The 11573-nt window shown below is 56.4% G+C and carries 11 protein-coding genes; 8 read left to right on the top strand and 3 right to left on the bottom strand.

Annotation, left to right across the window (positions count from 1 at the left end; all coding sequences use genetic code 11):
• Window positions 1–71: 71 nt before the first annotated feature.
• Window positions 72–971 carry a LysR family transcriptional regulator gene (locus tag B3511_RS15705; protein WP_286783751.1) on the top strand — a complete coding sequence of 300 codons (900 nt, stop codon included), beginning with the start codon at window positions 72–74 and terminating at the stop codon, window positions 969–971.
• A gap of 76 nt (window positions 972–1047) precedes the next feature.
• Here B3511_RS15705 and ettA read toward each other — a convergent pair whose 3' ends face one another.
• Window positions 1048–2715 carry an energy-dependent translational throttle protein EttA gene (ettA, locus tag B3511_RS15700; RefSeq protein WP_040077264.1) on the bottom strand — a complete coding sequence of 556 codons (1668 nt, stop codon included), beginning with the start codon at window positions 2713–2715 and terminating at the stop codon, window positions 1048–1050.
• Window positions 2716–2934: 219 nt separating this feature from the next.
• On the opposite strand from ettA, the gene sltY reads away from it, so the two are divergent.
• Together sltY and trpR are read left to right on the top strand one after the other, a co-directional pair.
• Window positions 2935–4872, top strand: coding sequence for a murein transglycosylase (gene sltY, locus B3511_RS15695; RefSeq protein WP_286783750.1), 1938 nt, complete (start codon window positions 2935–2937; stop codon window positions 4870–4872).
• A gap of 56 nt (window positions 4873–4928) precedes the next feature.
• Window positions 4929–5258, top strand: coding sequence for a trp operon repressor (trpR, locus tag B3511_RS15690; protein WP_040077262.1), 330 nt, complete (start codon window positions 4929–4931; stop codon window positions 5256–5258).
• Here trpR and yjjX read toward each other — a convergent pair.
• Complete coding sequence (yjjX, locus tag B3511_RS15685) at window positions 5249–5764, bottom strand: inosine/xanthosine triphosphatase (protein WP_046885036.1); 516 nt, start codon at window positions 5762–5764, stop codon at window positions 5249–5251. The genes trpR and yjjX overlap by 10 nt on opposite strands.
• Before the next feature lie 49 nt (window positions 5765–5813).
• Between yjjX and gpmB the strand changes: the two genes are divergently transcribed.
• Complete coding sequence (gene gpmB, locus B3511_RS15680) at window positions 5814–6461, top strand: 2,3-diphosphoglycerate-dependent phosphoglycerate mutase GpmB (RefSeq protein WP_286783749.1); 648 nt, start codon at window positions 5814–5816, stop codon at window positions 6459–6461.
• Here gpmB and robA read toward each other — a convergent pair.
• The gene (robA, locus tag B3511_RS15675) at window positions 6458–7327 is read right to left on the bottom strand and encodes an MDR efflux pump AcrAB transcriptional activator RobA (protein ID WP_040077258.1); all 870 of its coding nucleotides are present in this window, start codon (window positions 7325–7327) and stop codon (window positions 6458–6460) included. The two genes, gpmB and robA, sit on opposite strands and share 4 nt — an antisense overlap.
• Window positions 7328–7540: 213 nt before the next feature.
• Between robA and creA the strand changes: the two genes are divergently transcribed.
• From creA to creD, 4 genes are read left to right on the top strand one after another with little or no spacing between them, the layout of a single operon-like run.
• Window positions 7541–8011 (top strand): protein CreA, encoded by a 471-nt coding sequence (gene creA, locus B3511_RS15670; RefSeq protein WP_207292962.1) that lies wholly within the window; start codon window positions 7541–7543, stop codon window positions 8009–8011.
• A 14-nt stretch (window positions 8012–8025) separates the two neighbouring features.
• The gene (gene creB, locus B3511_RS15665; RefSeq protein ID WP_207292963.1) at window positions 8026–8715 is read left to right on the top strand and encodes a two-component system response regulator CreB; all 690 of its coding nucleotides are present in this window, start codon (window positions 8026–8028) and stop codon (window positions 8713–8715) included.
• Window positions 8715–10139 (top strand): two-component system sensor histidine kinase CreC, encoded by a 1425-nt coding sequence (gene creC / locus B3511_RS15660; RefSeq protein WP_286783748.1) that lies wholly within the window; start codon window positions 8715–8717, stop codon window positions 10137–10139. The genes creB and creC overlap by 1 nt, the downstream gene beginning before the upstream one ends.
• Before the next feature lie 57 nt (window positions 10140–10196).
• Complete coding sequence (creD, locus tag B3511_RS15655) at window positions 10197–11537, top strand: cell envelope integrity protein CreD (RefSeq protein ID WP_286783747.1); 1341 nt, start codon at window positions 10197–10199, stop codon at window positions 11535–11537.
• Window positions 11538–11573: the final 36 nt, after the last annotated feature.

Raw genomic sequence — 11573 nt, 5'->3', positions numbered from 1 at the left:
GTCTATTAAGCCATCAGTTGCGTGATAAGATGGACAATCAAGAACGCAGTGTTCGCATAAGGTGAACAATCATGTTTAAACAGCTGCAGGATATGGCGCTCTTTGCGCTGGTGGCGGAACTGGGCAGCTTTACCTCGGCTGCGCTAAAGGCGGGTCTGCCGAAGTCGAGCGTCAGTCAGCGCATTAGCCAGCTTGAGCAGCAGGTAGGGATCCGCCTGCTCAACCGAACGACCCGCAAACTCAATCTGACGTTTGCCGGGGAGCATTACCTGATTCACTGTCGGGAGATGCTTGCCGCCAGTGAACGCGCCGAGTATGCCATTCAGCGGCTACGGGATAACCCCAGCGGGCGGCTGCGTATCACCTGCCCGGCAGGTCTCGGCGCGACGTTGCTGGCCCATTTGAATGCCGAATTTCAGCGCCGCTATCCGGACGTTTCGCTGGATGTGTCCATCTCTGACGACGTGGTGGATTTGGTTGAGTCGGGCTTTGACGTCGCGTTGCGCACCGGCAAGCCACAGGACTCCTCCCTGATTGGCCGCATGATTGGCCACTGTCCTCGTTACATGCTGGCCTCGCCGGACTATCTGGCGAGTCGGGCTCCGCTCACCCATCCCAGCCTGCTTGTAGAGCACCGCTGTATTACTCATAAAGCCTGGTCAGAGTGGTTGCTGCAAAGCGAGAACGAGGATTACCGTTATCTGCCGGATAATGCCCATCTGACCGATAACCTGGTCTACGCCCGGGAGTGTGCTATCGCCGGGGCCGGGATCACGCTGCTCCCCGCGTTCCTGCTGGAAGATAAGATTGAGACAGGGGCGCTGGTAAAAGTGCTGCCGGAGTGGAACGTCGAGGGGAACGACCTGTGGCTGGCCTATCCGAGCCGCAAACTGAACTCGCCTGCGCTAATGAGTTATATCGAGTTTGCAATGCAGTTTGATGAGGTGAAGCGGTTTTACGTGGGAGTGTGAAAAGACGGCCTGATGCCCTTCCCACGGGGAGCCGGAACAAATATAAAAAACGGCAACCGAAGTTGCCGTTTTGCTTTTATTTCGCGATACGCTTGTACTTGATACGCTTTGGCTCCAGCGCATCAGCGCCCAGCGTGCGTTTCTTGTACTCTTCGTATTCGGTGAAGTTACCTTCGAAGAATTCCACTTTACCCTCGTCCTGGTAGTCCAGAATGTGGGTTGCGATACGGTCGAGGAACCAACGGTCGTGCGAGATAACCATCGCGCAGCCCGGGAACTCCAGCAGGGCGTTTTCCAGCGCGCGCAGGGTTTCGATATCCAGGTCGTTGGTCGGTTCATCGAGCAGCAGCACGTTTCCGCCTACCTGCAGCAGTTTCGCCAGGTGCAGACGACCACGCTCACCACCGGAGAGCTCGCCCACGCGTTTACCCTGGTCGGTGCCTTTGAAGTTAAAGCGGCCAACGTAGGCGCGGCTTGGCATCTCGGTGTTGCCGATACGCATGATATCCAGACCGCCGGAGACTTCCTCCCACACGGTTTTACTGTTATCCATCGCGTCACGGAACTGGTCAACGGAGGCCAGCTTCACGGTCTCACCCAGGGTGATAGAGCCGCTGTCAGGCTGTTCCTGACCGGACATCATGCGGAACAGGGTGGATTTACCCGCGCCGTTCGGACCGATGATGCCGACGATCGCCCCTTTCGGCACGGAGAAGCTCAGATCGTCAATCAGCAGGCGGTCGCCGTAGGATTTACGCAGGTTGCTGACTTCCACCACTTTATCCCCCAGACGTGCTCCAGGTGGAATAAAGAGTTCGTTGGTTTCGTTACGTTTCTGGTATTCGGTGTTGTTCAGCTCTTCGAAGCGTGCCAGACGGGCTTTACCCTTAGACTGACGGCCTTTCGCACCCTGACGTACCCACTCCAGCTCTTTCTCGATAGACTTGCGACGCGCCGCTTCAGCAGAGGCTTCCTGAGCCAGACGCTGGTCTTTCTGCTCCAGCCAGGAGGAGTAGTTACCTTCCCATGGAATACCTTCGCCACGGTCCAGTTCCAGGATCCAGCCCGCCACGTTGTCGAGGAAGTAACGGTCGTGGGTAATGGCCACGACGGTACCTTCGAAGTCGTGCAGGAAGCGTTCCAGCCAGGCCACGGATTCTGCATCCAGGTGGTTAGTTGGTTCGTCGAGCAGCAGCATGTCTGGTTTTTCCAGCAGCAGGCGGCACAGCGCCACGCGGCGGCGTTCACCACCGGAAAGCTTCTCGACCTTCGCATCCCAGTCTGGCAGACGCAGGGCATCCGCCGCGCGCTCCAGCTGCACGTTCAGGTTATGGCCGTCGTGCGCCTGAATGATCTCTTCGTACTTGCCCTGCTGAGCAGCCAGCTTGTCGAAGTCCGCATCGGGCTCGGCGTATTTTGCGTACACCTCGTCCAGCCCTTTGAGAGCGTTAACCACTTCGGCAACCGCCTCTTCCACGGATTCACGTACGGTGTGTTCCGGATTCAGCTGCGGCTCCTGCGGCAGGTAGCCGATCTTGATGCCAGGCTGCGGACGGGCTTCGCCTTCGATGTCTGTATCAATGCCGGCCATGATGCGCAGCAGGGTGGACTTACCGGCACCGTTGAGACCCAGAACCCCGATTTTCGCGCCCGGGAAGAAGCTCAGCGAGATATTTTTGAGAATATGACGTTTCGGCGGTACGACTTTGCCGACACGATGCATGGTATAAACGAATTGAGCCACGTTGGACTTCGCCTCTTTTATCGTGATGAGAATAGCTGCGAAGTGTAGCCTTTTTCCCGCCCTAATCCCAGCCACCGACGCCTGGAGTGTTAAAACGCGCAGAAAAGGTAAAAAAGTGTCCGTAACGTGGCGCGCTGCCGGATGCCTGGTTAGCATAAGTGAGTGACGCTTTTACGCGGCAAGATGCTGCATTTAATGATGAATCAAGAGGAAGAGCTTGTGGAAAAAGCCAAACAGGTGGTCTGGCGTCTGCTGGCTGCCAGCGTATGCGTGATGACGATAAACCACGTGGCTCGCGCCGATTCACTGGATGAACAACGTAACCGCTATGCGCAGATCAAGCAGGCCTGGGACAGCCGCCAGATGGACACCGTCCAGGCGCTGATGCCCAGCCTCAAAGACTATCCGCTGTACCCCTACCTGGAATATCGTCAGCTGACTGACGATTTGATGAACCAGCCGACCGTCGCCGTCGCCAATTTCATCCAGGCCAACCCAACGTTGCCGCCTGCGCGTACCCTGCAGTCACGTTTTGTGAATGAACTGGCGCGCCGGGAAGACTGGCGCGGGTTGTTGGCCTTCAGCCCGGAAAAACCGGGCACCACAGAAGCACAGTGCAACTACTACTACGCCAAATGGGTTACCGGTCAGCAGGACGAGGCCTGGGCAGGAGCGAAAGCGCTGTGGCTGTCCGGAAAAAGCCAGCCAAACGCCTGTGATTCCCTCTTCGGCGCCTGGCGTGCCTCCGGCAAACAAGATCCGCTGGCCTGGCTCGAACGCATTCGCCTGGCAATGAAAGCTGGCAACACCCGTCTGGTGACCACCCTTGCCGGGCAGATGCCGTCGGAGTATCAAACTATCTCCTCTGCCGTTATCCAGTTAGCGAACAATCCAGACACGGTGATGGATTTTGCCCGCACGACCGGCGCGACCGATTTCACGCGTCAGATGGCGGAGGTGGCCTTCACCAGCGTGGCGCGGGAGGATGCGGAAAACGCCCGCCTGATGATCCCGTCGCTGGCAGAGGCACAGCAGCTCAACGAGGAGCAGACGCAAGCGCTACGGGACATCGTCGCCTGGCGTTTGATGGGCAATGATGTTACCGATGAACAGGCACGCTGGCGTGATGATGCCATCATGCGCTCGAACTCTACCTCGCTGGTGGAGCGCCGTGTCCGTATGGCGCTGGGAAGCGGCGATCGCCGGGGGTTGAATACCTGGCTGGCGCGTCTGCCAATGGATGCGAAAGAGAAAGACGAGTGGCGTTATTGGCAGGCCGATCTGCTGCTGGAGCGTGGCCGGGAGGAAGAGGCGAAGACGATCCTGCATTCCCTGATGCAGCAGCGCGGTTTCTATCCGATGATCTCCGCTCAGCGTCTTGGTGAAGAGTACACCTACAAGATCGATAAAGCGCCGACAACGATCGACCCGTCGCTGGTGCAGGGGCCAGAGATGGCGCGCGTACGCGAGTTAATGTACTGGAACCTGGATAATACCGCGCGCAGTGAGTGGGCCAATCTGGTGACCAGTCGTACCCAGGATGAAAAAGCGCAGCTGGCCCGCTATGCCTTTAACAATCACTGGTGGGATCTTAGCGTACAGGCCACGATCGCCGGCAAGCTGTGGGATCATCTCGAGGAGCGTTTCCCGCTGGCCTATAACGATCTCTTTGCGCAGTACGTCACTGGCAAAGCGATCCCGCAGAGCTACGCGATGGCGATCGCCCGCCAGGAGAGCGCCTGGAATCCAAAAGTACGTTCGCCGGTAGGTGCCAGTGGCCTGATGCAGGTGATGCCCGCCACGGCGACGCATACGGTGAAGATGTTTAATATCCCGGGTTACAGTAGCTCTGCGCAACTGTTGGAGCCGGAGATGAATATCAATATCGGCACCAGCTATCTGCAGCATGTTTATGAGCAGTTTGGTAACAACCGTATCTTCGCCTCAGCGGCCTATAATGCCGGTCCTGGACGCGTACGCACCTGGCTGAATAACAGCGCAGGGCGTATCGACGCGGTCGCCTTCGTTGAAAGCATTCCGTTCTCTGAAACCCGCGGCTATGTGAAAAACGTGCTGGCTTATGATGCCTACTATCGTCACTTCATGGGGCAGAAAGATACCCTGTTGAGTGAGAGTGAGTGGCAGCGACGTTACTGATCGCGGTGGGTTATGTTATGCTTGTACTCGTTTAAGAGTACAACAGGCGGCATAACATGACCCAGCATTCCCCGTATTCCTCGGCAATGGCCGAACAACGCAACCAGGAGTGGCTTCGTTTTGTGGAGCTGCTTCGTCAATCTTATGAGCAAGACTTGCACTTACCGCTGCTGCAGTTAATGCTCACCCCCGACGAGCGCGAAGCGCTGGGCACGCGGGTGCGTATTATCGAAGAGCTTCTGCGCGGTGAAATGAGCCAGCGCGAGCTGAAAAGCGAACTTGGCGCCGGTATTGCCACCATCACCCGAGGCTCAAACAGCCTGAAATCGGCTCCCGTAGAGCTTCGTCACTGGCTCGACTCTGTTCTACTGGGCGATCAGCGATAGATAGCGTTGTGGAACGGACTCAACGCCAGGATCACCGCCTGGTGATAGACGCTCGCGCGCGTGAGTGCCCCGGCAGTAAAGACACCGATCGCCCCCTCTTTACGACCAATCTCATCGATGCCGGTGTAGTGCGACATCACCGGCCCGAGCGCTTCACCTTCTTGCACTTTTCTTAAAATCTTCTCGGGTAACGGCAGGGTTGCCGAGCGGGCTTCGCCGCGCTGATCCCGGCTTTCGATCACCACCCAACTGAATGTCGCCCCTTCGTCGATACCGGCTTCAATGGCGACCCAAAAATCGGCATCCGGTACCGCGGCTTTGGCATTGGCAATGCGATTACGTGCGCCAGCCCGTGTTTCTTCACTGCCAAAAGGCTGTTCCGGGACGCCGCTCTCGACGCTGACGGCGTCAATGTGGCACGATCTTTCGCCGTAGATCTCTTCAAAAGCCTTTAGAATTGCCTGAATTTTGGCAGGATTAGTGGTAGCAGAGACAACATGGTGCATAATTGAACTCGATTCAAAAAAAACTCATCGCAGTATAACGGAAAATAACATGTTACAGGTTTACCTTGTTCGCCACGGTGAAACGCAGTGGAACGCCGAGCGACGTATTCAAGGCCAGTCAGACAGTCCTCTCACCTCTAAAGGGGTGGAACAAGCGTGGCAAGTGGCGGAGCGTGCAAGAACGTTGGGGATCACCCACGTCATTGCCAGCGACCTGGGCCGCACTCAACAAACGGCGCGCATTATCGCAGATGCCTGCGGATGCGAGATCACCCTGGACTCTCGCCTGCGCGAACTGGACATGGGTGTGCTGGAGCAGCGTCACGTCGCCTCCCTGACAGAAGAAGAGGAGAGCTGGCGTCGAACGCTGGTTAACGGTACGGAAGATGGACGTATTCCTGAAGGTGAGTCCATGCTTGAGCTGAGCCAGCGTATGCACGCGGCGCTGGCAGAGTGCCTGAAGCTGCCGGAGGGGAGTCGTCCTTTGCTGGTAAGCCATGGTATGGCGCTGGGCTGCCTGGTGAGTACCATTCTTGGACTGCCGGCCTACGCTGAGCGCCGCCTGCGTCTGCGCAACTGCTCGCTTTCCCGTATCGACTATCAGGAAAGCCCGTGGCTGGCGTCGGGATGGGTAGTGGAGATGGCAGGGGACATTTCGCATCTGGATGCCCCTGCACTGGACGAACTGCAGCGTTAACGACGAATCGGAATCAGGTATTCGCAGCGTAGGTCGATTGGGCGTTCGTCCGGCTTCACATCGGTGGCCGGGTAGTAACGCTCAATGTCCTGCCCTTTACGGCGGTTCAGATTGAGCATAGGCATGCAGGTGCCGTAAACCGTCAGAATGAAATCCTGCACCCCGGTTCCCAGCCCTTCATAGGTGAACATCACATACTCACCGCCTTCCACTACCACCGGTTTGGCATCATGGACATGGCCGTTGGCCATCTCTGGCGTCAGCGCGGTAGTGTAGAACACCTCTTGTTCGTCATCTTTTTCCTGGCTCGGACGCGTTTCGTTCAGGCCATACAGCAGCGGCGGGATGGCCGGGGCATGGCTCAGGAAGTCACGCCAGAACTGTACGCGCATCTGATGACGAAACTCTGAAATCTGCTCCAGTGAGCAGGAGTAGCTCTGCGTGGTGCCGATAAGGTGCGTTTCAGGCAGGGTAATGAATTCATGCTTAGGCATAGTGAATTCACCCATGCGCAGCGGTGGTCGCATCCCAAAGGAGTTCCAGTCCGGCGAGCGGCGATAGAGCGCCGGCGTGAGCGAGAACTGCTTTTTAAAGGCTCGGGTAAAGGTTTGCTGCGAGTCGAAACGGTATTGCAGCGCGATGTCCAGAATCGGACGCGCGGTAAGGCGAAGCGCGACGGCTGATTTAGAGAGCCGACGAGCGCGGATATAGGCACCGATAGCGTGGCCGGTGACATCTTTGAACATCCGTTGTAAATGCCACTTGGAATAACCCGCTTTTGCCGCCACATTATCAAGTGACAAAGGTTGGTCCAGGTGGCCTTCCAGCCAGGTAAGCAGATCGCGAATAATTCCAGACTGATCCATATACTATCCTCATCCTTAAAACAGCAAGAGCCCTGCTAACAGGTTAGCGGATAATAGCATTTTTTGATGTTTAAGCATTCGGTGTTTTTTTTGCGCATTGATGCGTTTTGACCAGTGGATATGAGAACTATTTTCTAATCCTGTGATCTTGCTACCTTTTTCTACTCACGTGTTGAATAATTACGCAACGCAATTTTCTGATATGGTAACAATATGAAATACAAGAGTTTGATCGCTTTCACGCTCCTTTTTGCTGGCGCTCATGCCGCGCAGGCCGAGCAAATTGGTTCCGTTGACACCGTTTTTAAAGTCTTTGGCCCTGACCACAAAATCGTGGTTGAAGCCTTCGACGATCCTGATGTGAAGAATGTGACTTGCTATATCAGTCGGGCGAAGACGGGCGGCATCAAGGGTGGCCTGGGGCTGGCTGAAGATACCTCCGATGCGGCCATTTCTTGTCAGCAGGTGGGCCCTATTGAGCTCAGCGACAAGATCAAAAAGGGCAAGACAGAAGGGGATGTGGTCTTCCAGAAACGCACGTCATTGGTCTTCAAAAAACTGCAGGTCGTGCGTTTTTACGATGCAAAGCGCAACACCCTGGCCTACCTGGCCTACTCCGATAAAGTGGTAGAAGGATCGCCGAAAAACGCGCTCAGCGCGGTGCCAATTATGCCGTGGCATTAATATAAGGACGCAGCATGCAGCAACCGTTGATATGGCTGGTTGAGGATGAAGCCAGCATTGCCGACACCCTCATTTACATGCTTTCGCAGGAGGGGTTTAGGGTCAAAGCGTTTGCCAGGGGTCTGCCTGCGCTGGAGGAAGCCCGGCATCAACTTCCGGCGCTGGCAATCCTTGACGTTGGTTTGCCTGATATCAGCGGTTTTGAGCTGTGCCGCCAGCTGCTGGCGCAGCATCCTCTGCTGCCGGTGTTATTTCTCACTGCCCGCAGTGATGAGGTGGATAAGCTGCTGGGTCTGGAGATGGGGGCCGATGACTATGTGGCGAAGCCCTTCTCACCACGTGAAGTGTGCGCCCGGGTCCGGACTATTCTGCGGCGCTTGCAGAAATCTTCCACACCTGCAGAGATCGTACACATCGGACAGTTTGCGCTTAATGAGCCCGCGGCGCACATCAGCTGGTGCGGCAAACCGCTGCAGCTGACCCGCTATGAATTTTTACTCTTGAAGACGCTGCTGCGTGCCCCAGGACGCGTCTACTCACGGCAGCAACTGATGGACATGGTCTGGGGAGATGAGGGCGACAGTTTTGACCGCACCGTAGATACTCACATCAAAACCTTGCGCGCCAAGCTGCGGGCTATCAATGGCGACTTGTCACCCATTTGCACCCATCGTGGGCTCGGCTACAGTCTGGGTCTGAATTAATGCGCATCGGGATGCGGTTATTGCTGGGTTATTTTTTGATTGTGGCGATCGCCGCCTGGTTTGTGCTCTCCATCTTCGTACAAGAGGTCAAACCCGGGGTGCGCCGCGCCACCGAAGGGACGCTCATCGATACCGCCACGTTACTGGCCGAAGTCGGGCGCGACGACCTGCTGTCGGGCGACCCGCTAAACGGCAAGCTGGCCCAGGCATTTTCCCGGCTCGCTGCGCGCCCGTTTCGCGCCGATATTGGCGGGATTCATAAAGTCCGTAACGAGTATCACGTCTACATGACCGATGCCCAGGGGCGAGTGGTGTTTGACTCCGCTGGCAAAGCCGTGGGGCAGGATTATTCGCGTTGGAATGATGTCTGGCTGACGCTTCGCGGTGAATACGGTGCCCGGAGCACGCAGAGCAACCCCGCAGATCCCGAAAGCACAGTAATGTATGTGGCCGCTCCGGTAACGGAGAACGGCAAAATTATTGGCGTACTGAGCGTTGGCAAACCCAATAGCGCGATGGCACCGGTGATCAAGCGCAGTGAGCGCCGTATTCTGTGGGCCGGTGGCGCTTTGCTGGGTATTGCCCTGATGATTGGCCTGGCGGTGGCCTGGTGGATTAACCGTTCGATAAGCGCGCTGTCACGCTATGCCGATTCCGTCAGCGGCGACAACCCGCTACCGCTGCCCGATCCCGGAAGTAGCGAGCTTCGCAAACTGGCGCAGGCGCTGGAGAATATGCGTATGCGTCTGGAAGGTAAAAATTACATAGAGCAGTACGTTCACGCTCTGACCCATGAGCTGAAGAGTCCCCTTGCCGCCATACGCGGCGCGGCAGAAATCTTACGGGAATTGCCCCCGCCGGATGTCGCTGCGCGCTTTACGGATAATATCCTTGTGCAAAATGCGCGGATGCAGACGCTGGTCGAAAAGCTGCTGGCGCAGGCGCGGCTGGAAAACCGTATCGAAATCAGCGCTACGGCTGTTTCGGTGGATGCACTGTTCCGCCGCCTCCTTGATGCCCGTGCTGCACAGATTCAGGCGAAAAAGCTTAACGTCATCTGCCCGACATCATCGCTGATGGTTCAGGGTGATGAGGAGTTGCTGGAGCAGGCGCTGGGGAATTTGCTGGATAACGCGATGGATTTCTCGCCGCCAGAAGGAACCCTTGCGCTTACGGCCCGCGAAGCGCATCAGCGGGTTATGCTGTGCGTGACGGACAGCGGCAGTGGGATCCCTGACTACGCCCTGCAGCGCGTATTCGAGCGCTTTTACTCCTTACCGCGGGAAAACGGCCTTAAGAGCAGTGGGCTGGGGCTGGCCTTTGTGCAGGAAGTGGCGCGCCTTCATCAGGGAGAGATCCATCTTCACAACCGCAAAGAGGGTGGGGTAGAGGCCGTACTGGAACTTCACCGTCCCTTCACATAACTTCAAATTACCCGCACAGAGCTGCCGTACGCTTTCTCCATCACAAAGGAGAAGGTCATGAAAAAATCCCCCCTGTTCTGGAAAGTTACTACCCTTATCGGCTGCATTATGCTGCTGCTCGTTCCCTTGCTAATGGTCAGTAACCTGACCGATGAGCGCGCCAGCTATCGCGAGGAGGTGGAGAGTGCGCTGCGCCAGAGTACCAGTGGTTCACAGCAGCTGGTTGGACCGTTGATCGCTATACCGGTTACCGAGGTCTTTTACAAATACGAGGAGGATAAAAAAGTTGAGCATAAGCGCAGCTTCCTCCATTTTTTGCTGCCGGAATCCCTGGTGGTTGACGGAAATCAACAGGTTGAGTCCCGGAGTATCGGCATTTATGACGGTCAGATTTGGCATACCGATCTTAAGCTTCAGGCGCGGTATAACACCGAAAAACTGGCGCAACTGACAGGCGAAACGCTGACATTGGGGCAGCCGTTTATTGTGGTCGGCGTAGGGGATGCCCGAGGTATTAGCGCGGTGAAAGTATCGCCCGTCAACGGCGAAACGCTCACCGTTGAACCCGGCTCGGGTGTGGCCGGGCAGCTGCCGGGCATTCATATTCCCTTGAGCGGTAAAATTCTGGAAGAGAAAACGATCGCCCTGGAGATGTCACTCAGTCTGAACGGTACAGGAAGCTTCTCGGTGGTGCCCGTGGGGCGCAATAGCCAGCTTAACCTGACGAGTAACTGGCCGCATCCCGGCTTTATGGGTGACTACCTGCCCGTAAAGCGTGACATCACTGCCTCGGGGTTCCAGGCACACTGGGAAAGTAGCTGGTTTGCGAACAACCTTGAAAGCCTGTTCAGCGAGAAAGCCCTCCCCGAATGGCACAACGTCCCTGCGTTTAGCGTCACGGTGGCGACGCCGGCGGATCAATATCAGCTGACGGACCGTGCCATCAAATATGCGATTTTGCTTATTACCCTGACGTTTATGGCCTTTTTCGTCTACGAAACCCTGACCAGGCTGCGTCTGCATCCGATGCAGTATCTGCTGGTTGGCCTGTCGCTAGTGCTCTTTTACCTGGTTTTGCTGGCCTGCTCAGAGCATGTAGGATTCACGCCGGCATGGGTCATTGCCAGCCTGCTGGGAGCAATGATGAACGGCATTTACTTACAGGCGGTGCTCAAAAGCTGGAGGCGCGGCGTCGTTTTCGTCATCGCGTTATTGATGCTGGATACGGTGATGTGGTTCCTGCTGCGTTCTGAAGATAGCGCGCTGCTACTGGGTTCAGGCGTACTGGTGCTGGCGCTGTTTGCGGTGATGTACCTGACGCGTCATCTGGACTGGTATGCGTTTTCAACCGTAAAACCGCGTGAGCCAGATGAGAATTCAATGCGGCTATGGAAATAAAAAAAACGGCGCTAGGTGCGCCGTTTTTACGTCTTT

This window comes from Leclercia sp. UBA1284 (assembly GCF_002308415.1).
Lineage (GTDB): Bacteria > Pseudomonadota > Gammaproteobacteria > Enterobacterales > Enterobacteriaceae > Enterobacter > Enterobacter pneumoniae.
Note: the sequence above shows the minus strand (reverse complement) of the source record. Positions and strands in the feature narration are given on the sequence as shown.